Below are 24,799 nucleotides of genomic sequence, written 5' to 3'. Positions count from 1 at the left end.
CAGCTTACCGACAGCCCAGCGCTCTGCTAAAATGCGCCGCCTCATCTGTCCGTAGGCTGCACTGTGCCATTTACCTGGGTTGATTGGGCGATCGTTGCCATCGTCGCCATCTCCGCTTTGATCAGTCTAAGCCGCGGCTTCGTAAAAGAAGCACTGTCGTTGCTGACCTGGATCATCGCAGGAGTCGTAGCCTGGATGTTCGGCGGTTCACTGTCGGTCTACCTGGCCGGATACATCGAGACACCTTCGGCTCGCGTCATCGCGGGCTGCGCCATCATGTTCATCGCCACGCTGCTGGTGGGGGCAATGGTCAATTATCTTATTGGCGAGTTGATACGTGTCACCGGCCTCTCCGGGACCGATCGATTTCTCGGCATGGCCTTCGGCGCCGCACGTGGCGGCTTGCTGGTGGTTGTGGCGGTCGGGCTGTTGAGCCTGGGGCCAGTACAGCAGGATTCGTGGTGGCAGGAGTCGGTACTCGTGCCAAAATTTCTATTGGTTGCAGATTGGTCCAAGAACCTCATATTGGGGTGGAGCAGTCAGTGGCTGGCCAGCGGAATCAGCGTACCCGCTGACCTTCCGTTCAAGGAGCACCTCTTACCGGCCAAAACGCCTCAGTAAGTTGTGTTCAGTCAAGATTCATTAAGTAGGGGTTGCGTCGCATGTGTGGCATCGTCGGTATCGTCGGTAAGTCGAACGTCAATCAGGCGCTGTATGACGCGCTAACCGTCCTCCAGCACCGCGGCCAGGACGCTGCCGGTATTGTGACCAGCCACGACGGCCGGTTATTCCTGCGCAAGGACAATGGCCTGGTTCGTGACGTGTTCCATCAGCGTCACATGCAGCGCCTGGTCGGGCACATGGGCATTGGCCATGTGCGTTATCCGACTGCCGGTAGCTCGACTTCGGCCGAAGCTCAACCGTTTTACGTCAACTCGCCTTACGGCATCACCCTGGCGCACAACGGTAACCTGACCAACGTTGAACAGTTGGCCAAGGAGATCTACGAATCTGACCTGCGCCACGTCAACACCAGTTCCGATTCGGAAGTGCTGCTCAACGTGTTCGCCCACGAGCTGGCCCAGCGCGGCAAGCTGCAGCCGACCGAAGAAGACGTGTTTGCCGCCGTGACCGACGTGCACAACCGTTGCGTCGGTGGCTACGCCGTCGTGGCCATGGTCACCGGTTATGGCATCGTTGGTTTCCGTGACCCCCACGGCATCCGCCCGATCGTGTTCGGCCAGCGTCACACCGACGAAGGCGTCGAGTACATGATCGCCTCCGAAAGCGTGTCCCTGGACGTGCTCGGCTTCACCCTGATCCGCGACCTCGCGCCGGGCGAAGCGGTGTACATCACCGAAGACGGCAAGCTGCACACCCGTCAGTGCGCCGTGGCGCCGAAACTCACCCCATGCATTTTCGAACACGTCTACCTGGCGCGTCCGGATTCGATCATTGACGGCGTTTCGGTCTACAAAGCGCGCCTGCGTATGGGCGAGAAGCTGGCCGAGAAGATCCTGCGCGAGCGTCCTGAGCACGACATCGACGTGGTGATCCCGATTCCGGACACCAGCCGTACCGCTGCGCTGGAGCTGGCCAACCACTTGGGCGTCAAGTTCCGCGAAGGCTTCGTGAAGAACCGCTACATCGGCCGGACCTTCATCATGCCCGGCCAGGCAGCGCGCAAGAAGTCGGTGCGTCAGAAGCTCAACGCCATCGAGTTGGAATTCCGCGGCAAGAACGTGATGCTGGTGGACGACTCCATCGTGCGCGGCACCACGTGCAAGCAGATCATCCAGATGGCCCGCGAAGCCGGTGCGAAGAACGTGTACTTCTGTTCCGCGGCGCCTGCTGTGCGTTACCCGAACGTGTACGGCATCGACATGCCGAGCGCCCACGAGCTGATCGCTCACAACCGTTCGACCCAGGACGTGGCCGACCTGATCGGCGCCGACTGGCTGATCTACCAGGACCTGCCGGACCTGATCGAAGCGGTCGGTGGTGGCAAGATCAAGATCGAGCAGTTCGACTGCGCCGTGTTCGATGGCAAGTACGTGACCGGTGACGTCGACGAGGCCTACCTGAACAAGATCGAGCAGGCGCGTAATGACTCGTCGAAGATCAAGACCCAGGCGGTCAGCGCGATCATCGATCTGTACAACAACTGAGTAAACACCGGCCCTGAGGGGCCGGTTTTGTATCTTAAATAAAGAATTGAGTAAGGAGTGGCAGCATGAGTCAGGAATGGGATGCCGGTCGGTTGGACAGCGACCTCGATGGCGTAGCTTTCGATACCCTGGCTGTGCGCGCTGGCCAGCACCGCACCCCGGAAGGTGAGCACGGTGATCCGATGTTCTTCACCTCCAGCTATGTGTTCCGCACCGCGGCCGATGCGGCTGCGCGGTTTGCCGGTGAGGTGCCGGGCAACGTGTATTCGCGCTACACCAACCCGACCGTGCGTGCGTTCGAAGAGCGTATCGCGGCGCTGGAAGGGGCCGAGCAGGCGGTGGCGACGGCAACCGGCATGGCAGCGATCCTGGCGGTGGTGATGAGCCTTTGCAGCGCGGGCGACCATGTGTTGGTGTCGCGCAGCGTGTTCGGCTCGACCATCAGCCTGTTCGAAAAGTATTTCAAGCGCTTCGGCATTGAAGTGGACTACGTGCCCCTGGCGGACTTGTCTGGCTGGGATAAGGCGATCAAGGCCAATACCAAGCTGCTGTTCGTCGAGTCGCCGTCCAACCCGCTGGCTGAGCTGGTGGATATCGCCGCGTTGTCCGAAGTGGCTCACGCCAAGGGCGCGATGCTGGTGGTCGACAACTGCTTCTGCACGCCGGCGCTGCAACAACCGTTGAAGCTGGGCGCGGACATCGTCGTGCACTCGGCCACCAAGTTCATCGACGGCCAGGGTCGTTGCATGGGCGGTGTGGTGGCCGGTCGCAGCGAGCAGATGAAGGAAGTCGTCGGCTTCCTGCGCACCGCTGGCCCGACCTTGAGCCCGTTCAACGCCTGGATCTTCCTCAAAGGCCTGGAAACCCTCAACCTGCGGATGAAGGCCCATTGCGCCAACGCCCAGGCGCTGGCCGAGTGGCTGGAGCAGCAGGACGGTATCGAGAAGGTGCATTACGCCGGCCTCAAGAGTCACCCGCAGCACGAGTTGGCCCAGCGCCAGCAGCGTGGTTTCGGCGCGGTGGTGAGTTTTGAAGTGAAAGGCGGCAAAGAGGGCGCCTGGCGCTTTATCGACGCCACGCGGCTGATCTCCATCACCGCCAACCTGGGTGACAGCAAGACCACCATCACCCATCCGAGCACCACGTCCCACGGGCGTCTGGCGCCGGCGGAGCGTGAAGCGGCCGGTATCCGCGACAGCCTGATCCGCATCGCGGTCGGCCTGGAAGATGTGGCCGACCTGCAAGCGGACCTGGCTCGCGGGCTGGCGGCCTTGTGATCGAGTGGTCCATGGAAGCGGCGACGGCCAGTAACGGCCGTGTAGCGTTGGTGACAGGCGCCGCGCGGGGCATCGGCCTCGGTATCGCGGCCTGGCTGATCAGCGAAGGCTGGCAGGTGGTGTTGACCGACCTGGACCGCGAGCGCGGTGCCAAGGTGTCCAAGGTGCTGGGCGACAACGCCTGGTTTATCACTATGGACGTGGCTGACGAGAAACAGGTGGCCCAGGGCGTTGCCGAGGTGCTCGGCCAGTTCGGGCGCCTGGACGCGTTGGTGTGCAACGCTGCCGTAGCCGACCCGCACAACATCACCCTGGAAAGCCTCGACCTGGCTTACTGGAACCGGGTGCTGGCGGTAAACCTGAGCGGGCCGATGCTGCTGGCCAAGCACTGTGCGCCGTACCTGCGCGCTCACGGCGGGGCGATCGTCAACCTGGCCTCGACCCGTGCCCGTCAATCGGAGCCGGACACCGAAGCCTATGCGGCGAGCAAGGGCGGCTTGCTGGCCCTGACTCACGCACTGGCCATGAGCCTGGGGCCGGAAGTGCGGGTCAATGCGGTCAGCCCGGGCTGGATTGACGCGCGTGACCCGGCTGCACGGCGTGCCGAGCCGTTGAGCGATGCTGATCATGCCCAGCATCCGGCAGGCCGGGTGGGCACGGTGGAGGATGTGGCCGCGATGGTGGCGTGGTTGCTGTCGCGCCAGGCCGGTTTTGTCACCGGACAAGAGTTTGTCGTGGACGGTGGCATGAGCAAGAAGATGATTTACAGCGAGTAGGGCGGATGGCCGTCTTGAAGCAATTTTGTCTTTTTCAGAAAAACTTCAAGCAGGGTATTGACTTAGGTCCGTTACCTGCGTAAATTTCGCGGCCTCAACGAAGCAAAGGGTGATTAGCTCAGCTGGGAGAGCATCTGCCTTACAAGCAGAGGGTCGGCGGTTCGATCCCGTCATCACCCACCACTTCTTGAGAGTTTTGCTTTAGGGCAAGACGCAACGTTAAAGGTTGCACCGACGCGCAGCGGTAGTTCAGTCGGTTAGAATACCGGCCTGTCACGCCGGGGGTCGCGGGTTCGAGTCCCGTCCGCTGCGCCATATTTTCCAGGTTCGATACGTCGGGCTTGAGATTGAACAGCCAAGGCTGGTCGATCAGATGTTTAAAGACGGTTGAGGGGTTTCGCTCAATCAGTCAAGCGATACGCAGCGGTAGTTCAGTCGGTTAGAATACCGGCCTGTCACGCCGGGGGTCGCGGGTTCGAGTCCCGTCCGCTGCGCCATATCTGCCTCGAGGCCCACTGAACGCCTTGAAGCACAAAGAAAGCCACTGGCTACTTTGATCCGATAGCAAAGACCCTGGTCGAAAGACCGGGGTTTTTTGTTTCTGCGATTTGATAAATACGATCTGTAGGAGCCCGCTCGCGGGCGATGGCATCCGTGAAATCGCCATCGCCCGCAAGCTGAGTCAGAATCCCAATTTGTCGCGTAGGCCGTAATACCAGGCACCCATGGCGGCAAACGGTGTGCGCAACAGCTGGCCGCCCGGGAACGGGTAGTGCGGCAGGTCGGCAAACGCATCAAAACGCTCTGCCTGGCCTCTGAGCGCTTCGGCCAGCACCTTGCCTGCCAAGTGCGTGTACGTCACGCCATGGCCGCTGCAGCCCTGCGAATAGTAGATGTTGTCGCCCAGGCGACCCACTTGCGGCAGGCGCGACAGGGTCAGCAGGAAATTGCCGGTCCAGGCATAGTCGATCTTCACGTCCTTGAGCTGCGGGAACGCTTTGAGCATCTTCGGACGAATGATCGCTTCGATGTTGGCCGGGTCACGCGCGCCATACACCACGCCGCCGCCGAAGATCAGGCGCTTGTCGCGGGTGAGGCGGTAGTAGTCGAGCAGGTAGTTGCAGTCCTCGACGCAGTAATCCTGGGGCAGCAGCGTTTTAGCCAGCTCGTCACCCAGTGGGGCGGTGGTGATGACTTGCGTGCCGCAGGGCATGGACTTGGCCGCCAGCTCCGGCACCAGGTTCCCGAGGTAGGCGTTACCCGCGACAATGATGAACTTCGCCCTGACCTTGCCTTCTGCGGTGTGCACCACAGGGTTCGCGCCGCGCTCGATGCGCACGGCTGCCGATTGCTCGTAGATGGTGCCGCCCAGGGATTCAACGGCCGCCGCTTCGCCGAGTGCCAGGTTGAGCGGGTGGATGTGGCCGCCGCTCATGTCCAGCAGGCCGCCGACATAGTTGTCGCACGCCACCACTTCGCGGATACGGCGTTCGTCCAGCAGTTCCAGCTGCGTATGCCCGTAGCGTTCCCACAGGCGCTTCTGTGACTCCAGGTGGCCCATGTGCTTGCTGTTGAGGGCGGCGAACACGCCGCCGTCCTTCAAGTCGCACTGGATCTGATACTTGGCGACGCGCTCGCGAATGATCTTGCCGCCTTCAAACGCCATCTGCCCCAGCAGTTGCGCCTGCTTCGGGCCCACGCTGCGCTCGATCACGTCGATATCGCGGCTGTAGCTGTTGACGATCTGCCCGCCATTGCGGCCCGAAGCGCCAAACCCCACCTTGGCGGCTTCCAGTACCGTGACGCGAAAACCGTTCTCCAGCAGGAACAACGCACTGGAGAGGCCGGTGTAGCCGGCGCCGATCACGCACACATCGGTTTCGACGTCCCCTTGCAGCATTGGGCGAGGTGGGACCGCATTGGCGGACGCGGCGTAATACGACTGGGGGTAGGGGGTGTTCGCCATCCTGGAACCTCTGTTTTATATTTTTTACGAGTGCCCAGATCCTACCTGAGTTGAAAATTGCCTGCCAGCCACCCGAAAACCACAGGTGTACCCCACGCAAATAAAAAATTCGCATATTCATAGGGTTAGCTGCAAAAAAGATGTTGACACCCCTTCGGAATTCCGTAGAATGCCGCCTCACAGCAGGCACGTAGCTCAGTTGGTTAGAGCACCACCTTGACATGGTGGGGGTCGTTGGTTCGAGTCCAATCGCGCCTACCAAACAAAATCCGCTCTGCTGGGCGGTCTAGAAGGGCTCACCGAAAGGTGGGCCCTTTTTTGTTGCCTGAAATTTGGGCGAGCACCTGCCTTGGCCCGAATCGCCAATATCGGTTGCTACAGGAGAGTCAGCAGAAGAGCGTAGCCACCGACAGCAGGCAGATGATTTGTACAACCATCTGGCAGCGTATTTCACCATTCGTTGTCGCCATTCCCATTTGTCCGGCGTACATAGCGGCTACCCTCTTTGTCGGCAACAGTGCCGTCAGCGATGCGCGGGAACGCGCAAGGCCTGAATTGAGTATAGGTCTGTAACAGAATTCGTCACTATTGAGCTGGCACTGTGCCTGCGAGGCGATGGAAACCCTGTATTTTCACATCTGATCAGTAATGCCTAAGTGCCATCATCTATGTACAATTGCCCCCGACCGATATCCGGTCGAGCCAATGATGGCGATAGGGAGTGGTGGTTATGAGCGTTCGGATTGCGTTTGGGGTTGCAGCACTGGTGATGTTGGCAGGTTGTGCCACTAGCCGCTCGGAAGTGGATGTCAATGTTGCACCGCTGAGTGCCACGCAGGCGGCTGCCGCCAGCAATGGCAAGAAGGTGCTGATCAGCACCGTCGATGATCGTGTCTTCCAGATCTCCCCTCGCAGCCCCGATGTCCCCTCCCTGAAAAACGATGAAGTGACGGACAAGTCGATCACCGAGCGCGCCATTGCGCGCAAGCGCAACAGCTATGGCAAAGGCCTGGGCGATGTGCTGCTCCCGTCGGGGCGCACGGTGTCCCAGTTGGTGAATGAGTCGGTCGCCGCTGCCTACAAGCAGGCTGGCTACCAAGTGGTGACCGAGCCGGGCACCGCCGATGCAACGGCCGTGAAGGTGCACATCGTTGAGTTCTGGTCGTGGTTCACCCCGGGGTTCTTCTACGTCGACGTCAGCAACAAGTCTCACCTGCGCATCGAAACACCGGGCGCCACTGAGCTGAATGTGGTCACCCGTAAAAACGAAAGCATGCAGGCAGTCACTGAAAACGACTGGAAGAAGATCACCGAGGCCGGTTTGCAGGAAGTGTCGCGCGAAACCCTCAAGCAGCTCTGATCCTGGATAAAAAAATGGGCCAACCGAAAGGTTGGCCCATTTTTGTATCTGCCACATAAACCTGCTGGAGGCCCTTGCTGACATGATTGATCACAACACCGGTGAACGCGTCATCATCACCAGCGGCCCCAGCGGCGCGTTTTTCCGCATTCTGGGTGAGCGCAGGTCCGTGTGGCTGGACAAGGTGCTCAGCGCAGACCTGTGCCTGTGCTACCGAGTTGAACGGCATGAGACGCCTGAAGGCGCCAAATACCTGGAGTACCATTTCGGCCGTGCTGCTGACCCTGAAAAACTGCAGGGGATTGTGGACTCCATGACCTTTGATACCCACTACCTGGCAGGTGACAACGCCAATGCGCTGGCCCCGTTTTCACTGGTTTCGGAGGTCTTTGGCGCCGAGGAAGTGGTGCGGTTTTTGTCCGCCTTGGCGATTGGCCTGCTGACCTCCGTGCAGCGGGGCGTGATGAGCCTGGAGGAAGCCGAACAACTGCTTTTTACCCCCAGGACCTATGAGCTGTTGATGGACCGAGGGATTTCCCCGGACCTCTGCAACCTGGTGATGGAAGCGTGCGAGTTGGAGGATGTGCTCAGCCTGATCCCGTCGAAGTTCAACGAGAACGTGCTTCGCAGCATCGATCAGTTTGTCGCGCTACTGGGCCGCTCCGAGGCGCCCAGGCCCTACGACTGGCACGCAGAGTTCCGCTAACGGCTGGCATCAGCGAGTCTGGGTCACCTTCTTCAAAAACCTCGGCTGATCGGGATTACGCCCGCGCGCCACCGCTAACTGCGCAGCACTCAGATAAAACCCCTGAATCATCGTGAACGGCTCCAGCAATGGATGCGCCGTCGGTACGCTGGGCAACAAGCCTTCGCAGGTGGTACCGCGCGGGGCCACCACCAACACCTGGGCGCCACGGGCGCGCATTTCTTCGGCAAACGCCAGGCTGCCCGGCTGCTCCGGACCCGAGGGGGCGAAGACCAGCACGGGGTAGCCTTCCTCGATGATCTCCATCGGGCCATGACGCACTTCGGCACTGGAAAACGCCTCGGCCTGAATGCCGGAGGTTTCCTTCAACTTGAGCGCGGCTTCTTGTGCGATGGGCAAGGCTGCCCCTCGGCCTATCACGATCATCTTGTCGGCGCTCGCCAATACCTTGTGCAGCGCCGACCAGTCTTCGCTAGTCGCCTGGCGCATTTGCTCCGGCAGCAGGTGCAGGGCACTGGTCAATCCGTTGTCGATGGCCAGCGCGTCGGTCAGGTAGGCCACGGATTGAGCGCCCGCCATCAACATCGCCACATAGCTCTTGGTGGCGGCCACGCTCTGTTCCAGGCCGGCCGGCAACAGCACTTCATGATCGCTCACCGCCGCCAGCGGCGAGGCCGGTGTGTTGACCAGCGCCACCGAGCGCGCACCGCGTTGCTGCAGGTAGTGCACACTGTCGATCAGGTCCGGGCTTTTGCCGGATTGGGAAAAGGCCGCGACCCACGCGTTTTTCAGGCGCAGTGGCGGCTGTTGCAGGCTGACCAGCGACAACGGAATCGACAGGCTCGGCACGCCCACCTGGCTCATCAGGGCATAGCTGAAATAGGCGGCTGCATGGTCCGAGCTGCCGCGTGCAACGGTGATCATCAGTTCGGGCAGCGCCTGCGCCCATTGCTGGCTCAGTGCACGCACGGCGCTGTCCTCGTCGAGCATGCGCTGCAGGATCGCGGGGATGGACAGGGTTTCACTCAACATGAACGACATGATCAATCTCCAAGGGCGTCAATGGACTCGCCAGCGGCGATCAACTGGTGGGCGAGGGCGTTCAACCCGGCGGCGTCCATGGCCATGCTGAAGGCGCCCCAGAGCGGCGCATCGTGGGTGAAAAACGCGGTGGTGAGCGCGGGTGGGAAGGGCACCACGCGGTGGATCAGTTGTTCGATCATCGGTGCCAACAGGGACGCCTGGCGATACAGGCCGCCGCCAATCGCGATGCGCTCCACGTCCAGCGCTACCGCCAGGTTGGCGACCTGTACGGCACATGCGGCGATGCGCAGCTCAAGGGCTCTGCGCACCTCGGGGTTGGCGCTGGCAAACAAATCCAGGGGCTGGTGCCCGTGCCCGAGCATTTCATCGGCCAAGCGGCTCAGCGCGTTGCCGGAAAACAGTTCTTCCAGAGGTGCGTTGCCGTTCTGGAACGTAGCCCACTGCTCAGGGTGCGCCGGGTCGATAAAGGGCGAAAGCAGGTACCCGATTTCCATCGCCGCGCCGTTGTGCCCGCGTACCAGCTTGCCATTAGCGATGGCGGCGGCAGAAAGCCCAGTGCCCAGGTTCAGGTAGATCGCGTTGTCGACACCGGCCAACGAGCCCCAGCGTACTTCCGCTAGGGCGCCGGCTTTCACATCGTTGTCCAAGGTGACGCAGACGTTGCCGAAGGCCCGGGCGATCAATGCCTGTAAGTCGAGCCCCTCGAAGCCTGGTGTGTTGGGGGCCATCAGCAAGGTCGGGCCGCGAACCACGCCGGGGAACACCGCAGCCACGCTCAGCACTTGGGCGCTGTCGAATTCCGCCACGCAGTCGCGCGCTGCGTCGAGGATGCGCTGCAGGGCCGGCACGCCAGACAAACCGTCGGCGTGGGTGGCGAGGATCCGCGTATTCATGCGCTGGCGAGCGGTGTCGTAGCAGGCCACCTGCGTCTTGGTGCCCCCCACGTCGATCGCCAGCAGCAAGCCTTGCCGGGGCGCCGTAGCGCCCGTTGATTCCATTGTCTGGTGCATTGCATTGATCACTTATTGAAAGGCCACAACCGCTGGACCCGTGCCCAGAACAGATAGGCCACGCTGCCGGCCAGCACCCACACCAGCGACCACTGGATAGGGTAGGCGCCGGGCGCATTGTGGTTGGACGCCATATAGATATAGACCCAGCCCAGCAACGCAATCAGCGCTGGCACTGGGTAGAGCCACATTTTGTAAGGCCGTGCCAGGTGCGGCTTGGTCTTGCGCAGCACCAGCAACGAGACGATCTGCGCCACCGACTGCACCAGAATCATCACCGCCGTCAGCAGTTGGATCAGGGTGTTCAAATCAGTCAGCCGGCCGATCATGAAACCCACGGAGGTCAGCAGGCCCATGCTCAAGATGCCCCAGGTGGGGAACTCATGCTTGGGGTGGGTCTTGCTGAAAGCGCTGAAGAATACGTTGTCCTTGGCCGCTTCGAAGGGCACGCGGGAGCCGCCGAGCAAGCCGGCGAACACCGAGGCAACGGCGGTGATCAGGATCAGCACGGTAACAATGCCCGCAGCGGTGCTGCCCCAGGTTTCGCTGAGCACCACGGAGGCGACGGATTTGTACGCGGCCGATTCCGGATCGAGCATGCGGTGCCAGTCCACCACACCCAGCACGCCGACTTGCATCACCAGGTAGATCGTCAGGATGCCGACGATCGACAGGATGATCGACTTGGGAATCACACGGCCCGGCTGCTCGACTTCGCCAGCCAGGTAAGCCGAGGTGTTATAGCCCAGGTAGTCATAGATGCCGATGGTCAGGCCACCCGCCATGCCGAACCAGAAACCGCTGTCGGCCAGGTTAAACGCGCCTTCCGGGAAGGTGAACGCCAGGTCGGCGTGGAAGTTGGACAGCGCGGCGGCGATCAGCGCGCCGATGCTGATTAGCATGATCACCCACAGCACAATGCTCAATTTGGCGACGGATTCGATCTTGCGCCAAAGCATGACGATGATCAGCCAGATGACGGCCAGGCCGATCAGGTTGCCGGCCGTCGGGCTCATGTCGGGCCAGAACCAGGTGAGGTATTGCACGAAGCCGATGATGCCGGTGGACATGATCAGCGGGATAAACAGCATCGCCGTCCACACGAACAGGAATGGCAGCAGCTTGCCGGTGCGTTTGCCAAAGGCTTCGCGAAGGTAGACGTAAGTGCCGCCTGCACCCGGCAGCGACGCACCGAGTTCGGCCCAGACCAGCCCGTCACACAGCGCCAGCAGCGCGCCGAGGATCCAGCCGAGGTAGGCCTGGGGGCCACCCATGATCACGATCATGGCCGGGATGGTAATGAAGGGCCCCACGCCGCACATCTGGCTCATGTTCAGGGTGATGGCGGGGAATAGGCCGATTTTGCGTTTGCCGTTGGGCAAATCCGGATCGACGGGTGTCAGCGTGCTCATGGGGACGACCTCTTGTTCGAGTGACAGACGCGTGAGGGCAGATTGCAAAAGGGCCTGCTTGCCATCGAGGGTGCTGTCGACCCGTCATTGTTTTTATGGGGCGTAACCGGCATTCGCAGTGGGTGCGAGAGACCGAGGCGCCTAGAAAACCACAGCAGGAGTATTAATTCAACTTGATTTAATTAATCGCCTGCACGGATTATCGGCCCATGAAAAACCTCCCGAACACACGCACCGTCACCACCGGCACCAACGCCGAACACGCCCGTTTGCATAATCGCCGGGTGATTCTCGAAGCCATTCGCCAGAGCGGACGTCTGACCCGTGCCGACCTCACGCGGCTGACCTCGCTCACCGCGCAGACGATTTCCAACATCGTCACCGAGTTGCAGGAAGAGGGCGTGCTGCTGGCCCACGCGGCCGAGAAGGGCGGGCGAGGCCAGCCGCCGGTGCCGCTGTCGTTGAACCCTGAGGGCGGCTATTCCATTGGCTTTCATATCGAGCAGCACTGCATCATCGGGGTATTGCTAAACCTGCTCGGTGAGACGGTGGCTCAAGTCACCCTGACGGTCAGCTATCCCACTTTCGAGCAGGCGTTGCCGCTGATCCTTGAGCACGTCAAAGGCTTTCGGCAGCAAAGGCCTGGGGGCCGCTTTCTCGGTGTGGGCATTGCGTTGCCCGGGCCTTTCAGCGTCGAGGGCATGACGGCCGTGGGGCCGACGGCGATGTCTGGCTGGGACGATCCCGCTATCCCGTTGCGCTTGCAGCAAGAGATCGCCCTGCCGGTGCTGATCGAAAACGACGCCACCGCCGCAACCATGGGCGAGCGCCTGTACGGTATCGCCAGCGACCTGAACAATTTTGTGCACTTGTTTATCGGCAGCGGCCTGGGCGCCGGCCTGTATTTGGGTAACCGTTTGTATTCCGGCCATTGGCACAATGCCGGTGAGATCGGTCACATGACCGTCATTCCGGGCGGCAAAGCGTGTTTCTGCGGCAACCAGGGGTGCCTGGAGCGCTACATTTCCATCGCTGCGTTGCTGGAGCACCTGGGATATCCCGCCGATCATGACCTCGGTACCTGGGACGCCAACGATCAGGTGCTCAACGCGCGCGTAGAGGGTTGGCTGGATGAGGCGGTACCGGCGTTGCGCCAGGCGATCAACATTCTTGAGTCGGTGCTCGACCCGCAAACCATCCTGATCAGCGGCTTTCTGCCCGACGCCATTCTGGCGCGCTTGATCACCCGACTTGAGCCCTTGAGCCGTTCGATCAGCAGCCGTTCGGGCCGCCAGTACCCGCGTATTCAGATGGGCGCGGCGGGGCAGGATGCGGTGGCGTTGGGGGCGGCGGCCTTGATGATCCTGGCCGAGATCAGCCCGGATTATGAGGCGTTGCTCAAGCCGGAGTGAATGAGGAGGGCTCGCTGATGACCTTCAGGCCATCAGCGAGGCTTTCTTGCAGGCGAATTACTTGGCTTTGGCGCTCTTGATGTCGCTGATCAATTGCTTGGCAATGGCCTGCACTTGTTTCTGGGTCATCGCCGAGGCAATCCCTTCCCAGGCGGACGACGAGGTGTCGTAGGTGCGTGAGCCGATGGGCGCACCGGATTTCAGGTCAGAGAAGTCGGCACGCGAGAATACCCAGGCATTGCCCACCAGGGCGCCGGCGACGTAGCGCGAACCCGGTTCGATGTAGCGGAACTTGCTCACATTGATGCTGATGCCTACGCCATCTTCGGCACCGGTGGCCACCGACGGGCTTTCCGTGAGGTTGAAGCCGGCCTGGCGCGCTTCAACCGCAAGCGCGTTGTTCCAATCACGCTTGAGCAGGTTCCAGTCCGGGTTCTGCTCCACCTGGTTTTCGCCTTTGATGCTGACCACGAGGTTCTGCTTGGCCGATTCGGGGATGGCCAGCGCGCCGCTACCGCCACTTTTTACCTTGGCGGCGCAACCACCCAGCATGGACAGGGCTACAGCACACGAGAGAGCGATCAAGACCTTTGGGGCTTTCATTGAATTTCCATATCCACAGCTGGTTGGGGCGCCGGTGTCGGCGCCGCACCCGAGAATCGGGCGGCGCTACGATGCTCGACCCCCCGGTTGTTTGTCCACATCTTGTTACTTCCGGCCCTGCAATCGCCCACAAGAATTATTGGTTTGCAGCAACAATTTTTCTTGTTGGACACCCCCGTCCCCAAGCAGCAAAGTTGCCGCCACTGACGCTCGACCTTCAAGGTCAACAATAAAAAACCGCGCCGGGCTGCACGCCACCTTCATGCTGTGAACCCTTGGTTCACAACCTGCTATCACGGCGCCGCAGCGCGCATTCAAGGACCTCACCGTCATGCAAACTGTTGTGAACCTATGGCCGTTGATCGGCGTACTCGTCATCGTGGTTGGCTTTGTCTTGCGCTTCAATCCGCTGCTGGTGGTCACCGCAGCCGCTATCGCCACCGGGCTGGCAGCGCAGTTTCCGCTGGAGAAAATTCTCGCCAGCATGGGTGAAGGTTTCCTTCAGACCCGCGCCCTGCAACTGATCCTGTTATTGCCCCTGGCGGTCATTGGCCTGCTGGAGCGCCATGGCCTGCGCCTGCACGCACAGAACTGGATCGCGCGGTTCGAGCGTGCGACGGTCGGGCGTCTGCTGATCATCTACCTGTTTGTGCGCGAATCCACCGCGGCCATGGGCCTGACCAGCCTGGGCGGGCATCCGCAAATGGTGCGCCCGTTGCTGGCGCCGATGGCGGAAGGCGCGGCGGAAAAACGCTATGGCAAGCTGCCGGATAAACTGCGCCACAAAGTGCTGGCCATGTGCGCGGCGACCGACAACGTCGGCCTGTTTTTTGGCGAGGACATCTTCGTCGCCTTTGGTGCGATTGCACTGATGCACACCTTCCTGCTGGGCTCGGGGATTGATGTGGAGCCCCTGCACATCGCGGTGTGGGGCATCCCGACGGCGATCTGCGCCTTCATCATCCACGCGATCCGCCTGCATCGATTTGACCGAAGGCTCACCCGCGACATGACGCCGGCAGCCACCTCGGCGGAGGCTGCGCAATGATCATCTCCATTCAATACCTGTACTGGCTGGCCGGTGTGTTGCTGCTGATCACGGCGGGCATGATCCTGCTGGATCGAACCCACCCCAAACGCTGGTCCACTGCGTTGTTCTGGTTACTCTTCGCCATCCCGTTTTTGGTGGGCGAGCGCCTGCCGCCGGTGGTCATTGGGATGGGCGTGGTGGTCATGGCGCTGATCGCAGGGTTGGGTGGTGTAGGGCGCGGGGCCCATGGCCAATTGCACGACAAGGCTGCCCGCGCCAGTGCCGGTCGCCTGGGCCACAAACTGTTTATCCCGGCGCTGGCGATCCCGTTGACCACGGTGATTGGTTCGGTACTGCTTAAGAACACCCAAATCGGCGGCGTGGCGTTGCTGGACCCGAAGAACACCACGTTCGTCTCCCTCGGCATTGGCTGCCTGATCGCCCTTGGCCTGGCGTGCTGGCTGACCCGTGACACGCCGGTGCAGGCCCTGCGCGAGTCACGACGCCTGACCGAAGCCTTGGGCTGGGCCATGGTGCTGCCGCAGATGCTGGCCATGCTCGGGCTGTTGTTCAACGAAGCCGGGGTCGGCACGGCGGTCGCCCATGTCACCACCACTTACATCAACCTGGATTTCAAGCTAGTGGCGGTGATGGTCTATGTGCTGGGCATGGCCTTGTTCACCGTGATTATGGGCAACGGCTTTGCCGCGTTCCCGGTGATGACCGGTGGTGTGGGCGTTCCCGTGCTGGTAGGAATTTACGGCGGTAACCCGGCCGTGATGGCGGCGATCGGCATGTTCTCCGGCTACTGCGGTACGCTGATGACGCCGATGGCGGCCAACTTCAACATCGTGCCGGCAGCGTTGCTCGAGTTGCCCGACAAGAATGCCGTGATCAAGGCGCAGCTGCCGACTGCCTTGATGATGCTGGTGGTCAATATTGTCCTGCTCTACCTGTTGATGTGAGGCTAACGATGCACACTGTTTTGCTGACGGGCTTCGAGCCCTTTGATCAAGACGTGGTAAACCCTTCCTGGGAGGCGGTTCGCCAGCTGGATGGCATGCAAGTCGGTAGCGATGTGCAAATTGTTGCGCGTCGACTGCCATGCGCTTTTGCCACGGCGGGAGATTGCCTGGTTCAGTTGATCGACCAGTTGCGACCGTCGATGGTGATTGCGACAGGTCTGGGGCCTGGGCGTAGCGATATTTCAATCGAGCGAGTGGCAATCAACCTTAACGATGCGCGAATCCCGGATAACCTGGGGGCGCAGCCGATTGATACGACCGTGGTGCCTGATGGGCCGGCTGCCTATTTCTCCACGTTGCCGACCAAGGCCATGGTCAGGGCTGTAAGAGAGGCGGGCATTGCGGCATCAGTCTCGCAAACGGCAGGGACCTTTGTGTGCAACCTGGTGTTCTATCGATTGCAGCACGCGTTGGTTGAGTCCGGCGTGCGCAGTGGCTTTATTCATGTGCCGAACCTGCCGGGGCAGGTGAAGGGAGTGGGGCAGCCTTCGATGGCGCTGGAAACGGTGGTTGAAGGCTTGCGGGTGGCAGTCTTGGCGGCCTGGCAAACAACAGTGGATATCAGTGAAGCGGGCGGGCAGGTCAGTTGACCGGCCCGTGACGCTCACGCCTCCCGACGCGGAAAGAACAATTCGAACCGCGTCACTCCCGCCTCACTGCTCACACTGTACCGCCCGTTATGCAACTGCATGATGGTCGCCACGATCGACAACCCCAGCCCGTTGGACTGAGCCGAACGTTCCCGCGACTCATCCACCCGGTAGAAGCGTTCAAACAGCCTGGGCAAATGTTCCGCTGCAATGGTTTCACCTCTGTTGCTGACGCTCAGGTTGATGCCTTCGGCGTTCGGCACTGCCGCGATCACCAGCTCGGAACTCGGTGCGCCGTATTTGATGGCGTTGGCACACAGGTTGGCCAGGGCGCGGCGCAGCAACATCGGCTCGGCCCAGATCACGCCGTCACCTTGCGCGAGAATGCTGATGTCCACATCGCTCGCCGGCCCTTCGAAGTAATCGGCCATGCGCTCCACTTCGTCGGCTGCGCTCAGCTCCTGGCGCTGGCGCAAGGCGCTGGCGGGGTCGGTGCGGGCCAGGAACAGCATGTTGTCGAGCATCCGCGCCAGGCGTTCGAGTTCTTCGACGTTGGAGGCCAGCAGTTGCTGGTAGCTCTCGATGCTGCGGTGCTGTTGCAGCGCCACCTGGGTTTCCCCCAACAGGTTGTTGATGGGGGTGCGCAGCTCGTGGGCCATGTCGGTGGACACTTGGCCCAGTTGCACAAAGCCCTTGGCCAGTCGCTCCAGCATGGTGTTGAAGGAGTCGATCATCGGCAGCAGTTCTTTGGGCGCACCGTGGCTATCGAGGCGTTCGGCCAGGTTGCCCACGCCGATGCCTTGGGCGTGCTTGGCCAGGCGCCGCAGAGGCACGAGACCGCGGTGGACCAGCAGGTAACCCACCAGGGCGAGGATGATCGCGGCGATGGTCGCCAACACAAATACGCTCAGGCGATAGCTGGCGAGCATGGCCGTGCGTTCGGTCATCAAGCGCCCGGTGGTGACCTGCAGGCTGCCCAGGTCGCCGGAGTCGATGGAGGCGGCCACGGTTGCGAAGGGCACGCCATTCACGCCGGGCAAATGGTGCACGTCGGAAAAGCCCAGCTCATGGCCCCGTGGCACCGGGGTCACGGTAGGCATTTCGATGTTGCCCGGGTTGACCAGCAGCAACGGTGTCTGGCCCGGTGCCGCGATACTCAGCACTGACTCGCTGTTGCCCAGCATGTTCTGGAACAGCTCCGGCTTGGTCTTGATCAGGTCCAGCGTGTTGCTGTCGTTGAGCAGGTTGCGCAACTGGTCTGCGCGATAGATCAGCGCGGCGTCGTCACGTTTGATCAACTCGCGTTCCAGCTCGCGATACAACGCCACGCCCAGGGTGGCCAGGAGCGCAAAGGCGAGCAAGGCGAAGATCAACGCCAGGCGCAGGGTCAGGGAGTAATGGCGAGTGCGGCTCATGGCTGGGTATCGAAGCGGTAGCCAATGCCCCGCACGCTGTGGATTAACTTGAGCTGGAACGGGTCGTCGATTTTCAGGCGCAGGCGCCGCACGGCCACGTCCACCACATTGGTGTCGCTGTCGAAATTCATGTCCCACACCCGCGAGGCGATCATCGAGCGCGACAGCACCTGGTCCTGGTGCGTGGCGAACAGATGCAGCAGGGCGAACTCTTTGTTGGTCAGGGTGATGCGCGTGCCGGCGCGGGTAACGCGGCGCTTGAGCACGTCGATTTGCAGGTCGGCGATCTGCAGCTGTTCCTCTTCGCGGCTGGGGCCACGACGGGTCAGGGTACGCAGGCGTGCGACCAGTTCGGCGAAGGAAAACGGTTTGATCAGGTAATCGTCGGCACCCAGTTCCAAGCCCTTGATGCGGTCGGCGATATCATCGCGAGCGGTCAGAAACAACACGGGCGTATCCGCTTCCTTGCGCAAGCGACGCAACACTTCCCAGCCGTCCATTTTTGGCATCATCACGTCCAGTACAATCACGTCGAACGGCGTTTCCAGCGCCTGGTGCAACCCGTCCACGCCATCACGGGCGAGGCTCACGGAGTAGCCCAGTTCCTGCAGGCCATTGAGCAGGTAATTGCCGGCCTTGGGTTCGTCTTCGACTACGAGAATATTCATGGGTAGTGCCTTGGTTCGTCGCGTTGCGCAAGTGTAGCCCGATCAATTGTCACTGGCGCAACCGATGCCTTGCACCTGGTAGTCCAGCACGTGTTCGCGACCCTGGTGGTCCAGGTAGTCGAGGCGGGCGGGGACGATGCCGCATTGGCCGTAGGTGTCGGTGCTCGACAGCACTTTGTCGACATCCAGGTGGACAAAGAAGCCGACCTTGTCGTGGATCACGTTGGTGGCGGAGGCGGTGTCGGCAGCAAACACTGAACCGGTGGCGAGCAAAGCGGCAAAGCTGAGGATAAACAGTTTCATGGCGGTATCTCTCTTTAAGGGCTGGCTGCCAGGTCCTGGCAGTGAGTTCACGGTAACCAGGTGACGCAAACAGCCAGCCAACAGGATGATGACAAGTTCGTAATGAAGGGCTTAAGGCTGGCGGCCGGACGCTTCGAGGATCAGGTCGGTGATTTCCTTGGCGTGGGAGACCAGCGACAGGTGGCTCGACGGCAGCTCGATGGTGGTGGCGTTCATGCGCTTGGCGAGGAAGCGCTCCAGGTCCGGGTTGATGGTCTGGTCATTGGCCGACACCGCGTACCAGGACGGCTTGGTGTGCCAGGCGGCGTTCACCGTGCGGCCGCTGAACAAGGTCTTGGTGATGGGTTGCTGCACGGCGTACAGCTCAAGGGCCTTGGCCCGTGGCACGTCGGCGGCGAAGTACTTGAGGAACGCGTCCTGGTTCAGGGTAAGGTAGCCATCGTGGTCTTCCACGCCGGCACGTACTGGCATGGTCGGGTATTTGGCCGAGAGGGCGACGAAGTCTTCGTTGGCGTCCGGCGCGCGGGCGGCGACGTACACCAGCGAGCTGACTTTCGGGTTCGCGCCAGCGTCGCTGACCACGGTGCCGGCGTAGGAATGGCCGACCAGTACGGTAGGGCCGTCCTGTTGATCGAGTACGCGATTGGTCGCGGCAACGTCATCGGCGACCGAGGTCAGCGGGTTTTGCACCGCGGTGACGTGCAGGCCGGCGGCTTGCAGGCGAGTGATCACTTCTGACCAGCTCGACCCATCGGCCCAGGAGCCATGCACCAGTACCACGTTGTTGGCTTTGACCGGCGCGACGGTGCCGGCCATGGCGGTGCCGGTACCCAGCATCAACAGGCTGGCGGCGATCAGGCAAAGTTTGCTTGCAGGCTTCATGGGTGGACCCTTTTTCATCAGTGGGAAGTGGCGTCAACCGGTGTGGCTGACTGACGACTCCACTGTATGAAGTGAGGGTGCTGCCTAGACTGACAGCTTCATTACAAAGCTGTAATCCAATCGGCCCGGTTTGCGCCGTCGTCGTTTACAAGCGCGGGTGTGATCCGTAGATTGCATCGGGCCTTTTACGTGTCCCTGCCCAAGAGGAAGTCCAGCAGTGTCCATCTCCGCCCCTGCCATTTTTGCCCGACGTTACCGCGCCTTTCTGTTCGACATGGACGGCACCTTGCTCAATTCCATCGCGGCAGCCGAGCGCGTGTGGAGCATTTGGGCGGCGCGTCATGGCCTGGATGTGGCGGCGTTCCTGGCAACCATTCATGGGGCAAGGGCCATCGATACCATTACTCGCCAGGCGTTGCCGGGCGTTGATCCAGAGGTTGAGGCGCAGTGGATTACCGAGGCTGAAATCAAGGATGTCGAGGGGGTCGTGGCGATTCCTGGTGCTGTCGAGTTCCTGAAGGGCTTGCCTGGCGATCAATGGGCGTTGGTGACCTCTGCGCCAAGGGAACTCGCGTTGCGACGCCTGCTAGCGGCCGGTATCAGCCCGCCGTCGGTGCTGGTGACCGCCGAGGATGTGGCAGTGGGCAAGCCGGATCCGGCGTGTTATGTGCTGGGCGCGCAGCGTTTGGGCGTGCCGGTGCAGGATTGCCTGGTGTTCGAAGACGCAACGGTCGGTATTCGGGCGGGGGAGGCTGCGGGGGCAGATGTGGTCGTGGTGACGTCGACGCACCTGAAACCAATGCACACGTCGCACCTTTCGATCGATGGGTATGGGCAGTTGCAGGTACGGCGCGACGATGGCGGGTTATTGTCGATATCGAACCGTGTGGGCTGAGGCTCCGGCTGCTAGCGGCCCTCGTTGCTGTCGAGAGGCGATGTTTGTAGCCGGCTGCTCTTCATGCCCTGGCGCGACAGCACCATCTCCCTGAGGATTTCATTGGCGAGCCGGGCAATGGCTTCGGCACCACGATAGTGCGCGCGGACGATGCCGGTGATTGCGAAATGATCTGTTTCGGGACCACTGAGAATGGCCGACAGCGTGCCGTCGGCGTGCAGCGTGCAGGCGATCTTGTAACTGGGCAGGCGCGCTGCCAGTGCGGATTCGATTTCGGATTTACTCAGGGTATCCATCTGTTTTTGCGCCTTTTACGGACCGTGCAAACCCAAGCATAGAACTTGCCGTGAGGCTGTAAATACCCCGCGATCCAATCGCGATGCAGGGCCTGTCAGCGTGCGGTTTTAGGGCGTGAGGCGTGGAGCGCACGCTGGCACAGTTTGCGCTGGACGGCCCTCTGGATTGGCTTCAGGCAGAACATGAACAGGTAGGCACAAAGGAATAACGTCAGGTCCAGCCAGGAGTGGGCCTGGCGTGCGTCAGCCGTCTGAACTTTACACCTCAAGCCATATTCCAGCCCCACGAAGGCCAGTCCTATCAGCAGCGTGATCGCCCAGGACCTGGATGCAAAGGGCTGCGCAGTGCTTCGCCTCATCGATATGCTCCCGGGTGCACTCGGATGGCAGGGAGTGGGTCAGGTTTCGGCTACAAATGGCGCAACAAGTTCCGGGTGTTAAAACAGTTTCATCTTGCGGAGAAGTCAGGGGGAGGAGGCACTGATCACGCGATAGCGCCGTAAACAGTCCAAAAGGGGTTTTCGCCAGCCGTTACAGTGAACGAAAGGGCTGGCTACTGAGGGGGCATCAAGGCGTCTGGTTTTTATCCGGAGCAGTCAGGCCAGCCTGGATGCGCTGGTAGATCTCCTCGCGATGCACGGCAACATCCTTGGGAGCGTTGATGCCGATTCGTACTTGCTGGCCGCTGACGCCCAGGATGGTGATCGTGATGTCATCACCGATGTTTATGCTTTCACCAACTTTGCGGGTGAGTATAAGCATGGACTTCTCCTTGATTACTTTTAAGGACACATGTTTCAGACAGGGCAGGTGTCGGATGTGTGTAGCTTACTGCTAAGCGCTTCCCTGTGACTGCCTCTTTTAAGACGCATAGAGGCGACATTAATTCCCATGGCGGCATCATACAGGTCTGCGGTACATCATTCGCATTGTTTAAGCCAACGTTTATGACGGCCAGAATAGACAGTGAATGATAAAGTTGCCTCTTTATCCTTAAAGGAGCAGGGCAGTGCGTAAAGTAGCGATGGCAATTGCGGTGTTGGCCTTGGCCGGTTGCGGTGAAGGCAAAAGCGTCGACGCCCCCAAGGCCAAGCCTGCCGTGACTGAAAGCCAGCCACAGACCGGCGCGATTGCTGCCCAGGAATGGGATGTATGGGTGGGCCCGCCGGATCACAAGCTGCAGGCGCTTACCGACCTGACCGCCTGGCTGCTGGAACATGGTTTCAATTTTTATATCGTGAAGGAAGACGGCAAGGACCAGGTGTTGCTGGGGCCGTTCGCCAGCAAGTCCGAAGCCGAAGCCAAGCAGGCGCTGTTGACCGAGAAGCTGGCCCGCGCCAAGAAAAACGATACCGAGTCGCAGGTCATCGAACACAAGACCGCGCAGTAAGCGGAAGGCTGGGCGGGTTACCCGCCCCCTTTCAGCCGCAGGCCTTGAGGTTCACCGGGCCGACAAATTCGTTGCCGCGCCCCATCACGCAGGCGACAGTCTGGTTGCGCTGGCGCTCCCAGGGTTGCACCGGGTAGGTCTTGTTCCAGGCTTCATAGAGTTGGCGGTCCTGTTTTGACAGGCGCAAACCGTACTGTTTGCTCATATAGAAATAGGTGCGGGCGATCATGCCTCGGATGGAAGGGCGCGGCATCACCTTCTTGGCCTTGAAATCCACCTGAGTCAGGCAGGAGCCGTACTGCCCGCTTTGCACCGGCAACCAGCCAAAACTGAAGTTGTTACGGTCGCCATTTACCTCGCCGATACTGGGAACCAGATTGTGCAGGTCGGCCTCGGCGCGCTTGAACACATCATCGTGTCGTGTGCAGTTCTTGCGTCCTCCAGCTTGCCAGCACTGGCGTTGATGGCCGATCTGCCAGGCCGGGACGATGTGTTCCCACTCGATACGAGCGGCGCGGTTGGCGTTTTTGCGCGGGACGTAACCACAGGCTTTCAGGTCTACCCGATTACCCTTGTATTTGCAGCCGCAGTAAAACTCAGTGGATTGTGGGGCGTAGAGTTTCCAGGCGACCTTCTTGGCCTCGCTGAAGGTTCGGGGCGCCTGGGCGTGGGCGGTGACGGCAAACAACAAGCAAACCACAGCGGTAAAACGGACACTCATTGAATCAATCTTCCTTCGGCACAACCCAGAAAATCTGCACGCCGCCGTCATCCCGGTAGGCGAGGGTGACGTTGTCGTTCTCCGCGATTTCTTCCAGCAGCCGTTCCCATTCCTCCTCCGGCTCATCCGGTAGACGAAAGATCAGGGCGGCCTTGGCTTTCTGTGCGTGGGTCGAGTTGATGATCTTTTGCACCCGAATGGCCAGGCGCTCGTAGGCATCAGGTGGAGTCGGCAGTGCGGAAGAGGACGTTGCCACGGAGAATTCCTTAATAAGCTGTACGTGCATACAGTATTTAACTGTGGGCAATTTCGCAACTGCTTAAACTTCAGGAGTTAGATCTGACGGCTGTTTGGGCGAATTCATGCAGGCGGGGTGTAGGGGGGGAGGTGGCATGGGCGGATCAACCGCCCGTGCCGAGAGGTTGTCAGGAATCAATATTCCCAGAACATCCGTTGCAGCTCTTTGCTGTCCTGAGTCTTGGTCAGGGCAACCATGGCCAGGATCCGTGCTTTCTGAGGGTTCAGGTCATGGGCGGCAACCCAGTCGTACTTGTCGTCAGGCTGTTCGGCATTGCGCAGAACGAAGCCGCCGGCATTCACGTGGGAAGAACGGATGATCTGCACGCCTTGCTTGCGCAGTTCCTGCAGGGCCGGTACGACCTTGGACGACACCGAGCCATTGCCGGTGCCGGCATGGATGATGGCTTTGGCGCCAGCCTGGGCCAGGGCCTTGACGGCGGTGTCGCTCACGTTGCCGTAGCCGTAGGCGATTTCAACATCGGGCAGGCTCTTGATGGTCTTGATGTCGAACTCGGAATCCATGGTGTGGCGCTTGGCAGGCAGGCGGAACCAGTAGGATTTGCCTTCGACCACCATGCCCAGTGGGCCCCATGGGCTCTTGAAGGCTTCGGTCTTGATGTTGATCATCTTGCTGACGTCACGACCCGACTGGATCTCGTCGTTCATGGTGACCAGCACGCCTTTGCCACGCGCGTCTTTGCTGCCGGCGACGGCCACGGCGTTATACAGGTTGAGCATGCCGTCGGCCGACATGGCGGTGCCTGGGCGCATCGAGCCGACCACGACGATTGGCTTGTCAGTCCTTTCGACCAGGTTCAGGAAGTAGGCGGTTTCTTCCAGGGTGTCGGTGCCGTGGGTGATCACGATGCCATCCACGTCCTTGCTGTCGGCCAGTTCGGCCACGCGGCGACCCAGTTGCAGCAGGTTTTCGTTGTTGATGCTTTCAGATGCAATTTGCATCACTTGCTCGCCGCGAACGTTGGCGATCTGGCTAAGCTCAGGAACACCGGCGATCAATTGTTCGATACCAACCTTGGCCGCCTGGTAGGTGGCACTGTTGGCCGCGCTGGCGCCAGCGCCGGCAATGGTGCCGCCGGTGGCAAGGATGACCACGTTGGAAAGTTTGGCCTTGGTTTCAGCTTCCTTTGCCTGGGCGGCAAGGGGGAACAGCAGCAGGAGGGCTAACGCGCCCGGAACAAAGTTCTTCAGTGCAGATTTCATTATTTTTCTCTCTGGTTTTTGATGAGTGCTGGTGCAGGTTCATCTAGAACACCCGGGCAGTTCTGAATGCCTCGAGGTGCAGGGAAAGAGCAGGATTTGTACCAGGCCGATTGTGTCGGTGGTTATAAATTAACTTATTGATTTTAATCAGTTTATTTTTGATTTTCGGATTTTCAGTTTGAGTGGGTGTCCGGCTTTCCGAACGTTGGGCGGTGCTGGCGTTCGGTTGTCCGAAAACGTGCTCGGTCAGCGTCAGGGGCTGGCGGCGCCGCCTGTCGTTTTAGAGAACGACCCAAGCAGTTGAAGGTTTAACAGGATCAACCATGGGG

At 60.7% G+C, this 24,799-nt stretch carries 26 protein-coding genes and 4 tRNA genes; 16 read left to right on the top strand and 14 right to left on the bottom strand.

The window, feature by feature from the left end; genetic code table 11:
* Positions 1-63 precede the first annotated feature (63 nt).
* The 7 genes from HX803_RS25315 to HX803_RS25285 all read left to right on the top strand — a co-directional run bounded on the left by HX803_RS25315 (position 64) and on the right by HX803_RS25285 (position 4,718).
* A complete protein-coding gene (locus tag HX803_RS25315) occupies positions 64-621 on the top strand; it encodes a CvpA family protein (RefSeq protein ID WP_003212681.1) in 558 nt (185 codons plus the stop codon).
* A 41-nt stretch (positions 622-662) separates the two neighbouring features.
* Positions 663-2,168 carry an amidophosphoribosyltransferase gene (purF, locus tag HX803_RS25310; protein WP_058426877.1) on the top strand — a complete coding sequence of 502 codons (1,506 nt, stop codon included), beginning with the start codon at positions 663-665 and terminating at the stop codon, positions 2,166-2,168.
* A 65-nt stretch (positions 2,169-2,233) separates the two neighbouring features.
* On the top strand, positions 2,234-3,445 hold the full coding sequence (locus tag HX803_RS25305; RefSeq protein ID WP_178924436.1) for an O-succinylhomoserine sulfhydrylase: 1,212 nt from the start codon (positions 2,234-2,236) through the stop codon (positions 3,443-3,445).
* 11 nt (positions 3,446-3,456) lie between these two features.
* The gene (locus tag HX803_RS25300; RefSeq protein WP_178924499.1) at positions 3,457-4,221 is read left to right on the top strand and encodes an SDR family oxidoreductase; all 765 of its coding nucleotides are present in this window, start codon (positions 3,457-3,459) and stop codon (positions 4,219-4,221) included.
* Between the two features lie 107 nt (positions 4,222-4,328).
* Positions 4,329-4,404, top strand: a tRNA-Val gene (locus tag HX803_RS25295).
* Positions 4,405-4,459: 55 nt separating this feature from the next.
* A tRNA-Asp gene (locus tag HX803_RS25290) sits at positions 4,460-4,536 on the top strand.
* 105 nt (positions 4,537-4,641) lie between these two features.
* A tRNA-Asp gene (locus HX803_RS25285) sits at positions 4,642-4,718 on the top strand.
* Between the two features lie 185 nt (positions 4,719-4,903).
* Here the strand turns inward: HX803_RS25285 and HX803_RS25280 are convergent.
* A complete protein-coding gene (locus HX803_RS25280) occupies positions 4,904-6,187 on the bottom strand; it encodes an FAD-binding oxidoreductase (protein WP_176998731.1) in 1,284 nt (427 codons plus the stop codon).
* Positions 6,188-6,371: 184 nt separating this feature from the next.
* Here HX803_RS25280 and HX803_RS25275 point away from each other — a divergent pair.
* The 3 genes from HX803_RS25275 to HX803_RS25265 all read left to right on the top strand — a co-directional run bounded on the left by HX803_RS25275 (position 6,372) and on the right by HX803_RS25265 (position 8,253).
* Positions 6,372-6,448 (top strand) — tRNA-Val (locus HX803_RS25275).
* Between the two features lie 469 nt (positions 6,449-6,917).
* Positions 6,918-7,547, top strand: coding sequence for a flagellar biosynthesis protein (locus HX803_RS25270; protein ID WP_178924434.1), 630 nt, complete (start codon positions 6,918-6,920; stop codon positions 7,545-7,547).
* Between the two features lie 82 nt (positions 7,548-7,629).
* Positions 7,630-8,253, top strand: a complete 624-nt coding sequence (locus HX803_RS25265) for a DUF3969 family protein (protein ID WP_178924432.1) — start codon at positions 7,630-7,632, stop codon at positions 8,251-8,253.
* A 9-nt stretch (positions 8,254-8,262) separates the two neighbouring features.
* Here the strand turns inward: HX803_RS25265 and HX803_RS25260 are convergent, their stop codons facing one another.
* The 3 genes from HX803_RS25260 to HX803_RS25250 are packed head-to-tail and all read right to left on the bottom strand — an operon-like array spanning position 8,263 to position 11,719.
* Positions 8,263-9,294: an SIS domain-containing protein gene (locus tag HX803_RS25260; protein ID WP_178924430.1), complete on the bottom strand. Its 1,032-nt coding sequence runs from the start codon at positions 9,292-9,294 to the stop codon at positions 8,263-8,265.
* 2 nt (positions 9,295-9,296) lie between these two features.
* A complete protein-coding gene (locus HX803_RS25255) occupies positions 9,297-10,307 on the bottom strand; it encodes an ROK family protein (protein WP_178924428.1) in 1,011 nt (336 codons plus the stop codon).
* Between the two features lie 8 nt (positions 10,308-10,315).
* A complete protein-coding gene (locus HX803_RS25250) occupies positions 10,316-11,719 on the bottom strand; it encodes an APC family permease (protein WP_178924426.1) in 1,404 nt (467 codons plus the stop codon).
* Between the two features lie 209 nt (positions 11,720-11,928).
* Here HX803_RS25250 and HX803_RS25245 point away from each other — a divergent pair, with 209 nt between their 5' ends.
* Positions 11,929-13,131 (top strand): ROK family transcriptional regulator, encoded by a 1,203-nt coding sequence (locus HX803_RS25245; protein ID WP_178924424.1) that lies wholly within the window; start codon positions 11,929-11,931, stop codon positions 13,129-13,131.
* Between the two features lie 57 nt (positions 13,132-13,188).
* On the opposite strand, the gene HX803_RS25240 is transcribed toward HX803_RS25245, so the two are convergent.
* Positions 13,189-13,734, bottom strand: a complete 546-nt coding sequence (locus HX803_RS25240) for a DUF4410 domain-containing protein (RefSeq protein ID WP_178924422.1) — start codon at positions 13,732-13,734, stop codon at positions 13,189-13,191.
* Between the two features lie 331 nt (positions 13,735-14,065).
* On the opposite strand from HX803_RS25240, the gene HX803_RS25235 reads away from it, so the two are divergent.
* From HX803_RS25235 to pcp, 3 genes are read left to right on the top strand one after another with little or no spacing between them, the layout of a single operon-like run.
* Positions 14,066-14,782 (top strand): DUF969 domain-containing protein, encoded by a 717-nt coding sequence (locus tag HX803_RS25235; RefSeq protein WP_178924420.1) that lies wholly within the window; start codon positions 14,066-14,068, stop codon positions 14,780-14,782.
* The gene (locus HX803_RS25230) at positions 14,779-15,729 is read left to right on the top strand and encodes a DUF979 domain-containing protein (protein ID WP_178924418.1); all 951 of its coding nucleotides are present in this window, start codon (positions 14,779-14,781) and stop codon (positions 15,727-15,729) included. The genes HX803_RS25235 and HX803_RS25230 overlap by 4 nt, the downstream gene beginning before the upstream one ends.
* Before the next feature lie 8 nt (positions 15,730-15,737).
* Positions 15,738-16,379 (top strand): pyroglutamyl-peptidase I, encoded by a 642-nt coding sequence (gene pcp / locus HX803_RS25225; RefSeq protein ID WP_178924416.1) that lies wholly within the window; start codon positions 15,738-15,740, stop codon positions 16,377-16,379.
* A 14-nt stretch (positions 16,380-16,393) separates the two neighbouring features.
* Here pcp and HX803_RS25220 read toward each other — a convergent pair whose 3' ends face one another.
* From HX803_RS25220 to HX803_RS25205, 4 genes are all read right to left on the bottom strand, one after another.
* Positions 16,394-17,794, bottom strand: coding sequence for a heavy metal sensor histidine kinase (locus tag HX803_RS25220; protein ID WP_178924414.1), 1,401 nt, complete (start codon positions 17,792-17,794; stop codon positions 16,394-16,396).
* Positions 17,791-18,462, bottom strand: a complete 672-nt coding sequence (locus HX803_RS25215) for a heavy metal response regulator transcription factor (RefSeq protein ID WP_016970977.1) — start codon at positions 18,460-18,462, stop codon at positions 17,791-17,793. Before HX803_RS25215 ends, HX803_RS25220 begins: the two co-directional genes overlap by 4 nt.
* A 42-nt stretch (positions 18,463-18,504) precedes the next feature.
* Positions 18,505-18,765, bottom strand: a complete 261-nt coding sequence (locus HX803_RS25210; protein WP_178924412.1) for a DUF2790 domain-containing protein — start codon at positions 18,763-18,765, stop codon at positions 18,505-18,507.
* A gap of 111 nt (positions 18,766-18,876) precedes the next feature.
* Entirely contained in the window at positions 18,877-19,647 is a 771-nt protein-coding gene (locus HX803_RS25205) for an alpha/beta fold hydrolase (protein WP_178924410.1), read from the bottom strand.
* A gap of 217 nt (positions 19,648-19,864) precedes the next feature.
* On the opposite strand from HX803_RS25205, the gene HX803_RS25200 reads away from it, so the two are divergent.
* Positions 19,865-20,542 (top strand): HAD family hydrolase, encoded by a 678-nt coding sequence (locus HX803_RS25200; RefSeq protein WP_178924408.1) that lies wholly within the window; start codon positions 19,865-19,867, stop codon positions 20,540-20,542.
* Positions 20,543-20,553: 11 nt separating this feature from the next.
* Here HX803_RS25200 and HX803_RS25195 read toward each other — a convergent pair whose 3' ends face one another.
* Together HX803_RS25195 and csrA are read right to left on the bottom strand one after the other, a co-directional pair.
* Entirely contained in the window at positions 20,554-20,838 is a 285-nt protein-coding gene (locus HX803_RS25195; RefSeq protein WP_178924406.1) for a hypothetical protein, read from the bottom strand.
* A gap of 567 nt (positions 20,839-21,405) precedes the next feature.
* A complete protein-coding gene (csrA, locus tag HX803_RS25190) occupies positions 21,406-21,600 on the bottom strand; it encodes a carbon storage regulator CsrA (protein ID WP_003192511.1) in 195 nt (64 codons plus the stop codon).
* 262 nt (positions 21,601-21,862) lie between these two features.
* Between csrA and HX803_RS25185 the strand changes: the two genes are divergently transcribed.
* Positions 21,863-22,228, top strand: a complete 366-nt coding sequence (locus HX803_RS25185) for an SPOR domain-containing protein (RefSeq protein WP_178924497.1) — start codon at positions 21,863-21,865, stop codon at positions 22,226-22,228.
* A gap of 31 nt (positions 22,229-22,259) precedes the next feature.
* Here the strand turns inward: HX803_RS25185 and HX803_RS25180 are convergent, their stop codons facing one another.
* The 3 genes from HX803_RS25180 to HX803_RS25170 form a co-directional block, all read right to left on the bottom strand.
* On the bottom strand, positions 22,260-22,949 hold the full coding sequence (locus HX803_RS25180; protein ID WP_178924404.1) for an endonuclease: 690 nt from the start codon (positions 22,947-22,949) through the stop codon (positions 22,260-22,262).
* Between the two features lie 4 nt (positions 22,950-22,953).
* Positions 22,954-23,205 carry a DUF1654 domain-containing protein gene (locus tag HX803_RS25175; protein ID WP_178924402.1) on the bottom strand — a complete coding sequence of 84 codons (252 nt, stop codon included), beginning with the start codon at positions 23,203-23,205 and terminating at the stop codon, positions 22,954-22,956.
* 176 nt (positions 23,206-23,381) lie between these two features.
* Positions 23,382-24,470 carry an asparaginase gene (locus HX803_RS25170; protein ID WP_178924400.1) on the bottom strand — a complete coding sequence of 363 codons (1,089 nt, stop codon included), beginning with the start codon at positions 24,468-24,470 and terminating at the stop codon, positions 23,382-23,384.
* Positions 24,471-24,799 lie beyond the last annotated feature (329 nt).

It is taken from the genome of Pseudomonas sp. P7548 (assembly GCF_013386585.1).
Taxonomy (GTDB): Bacteria; Pseudomonadota; Gammaproteobacteria; order Pseudomonadales; family Pseudomonadaceae; genus Aquipseudomonas.
The sequence above is the reverse complement of the archived record's forward strand: the minus strand, read 5'-3'. Positions and strand labels throughout refer to the sequence as shown.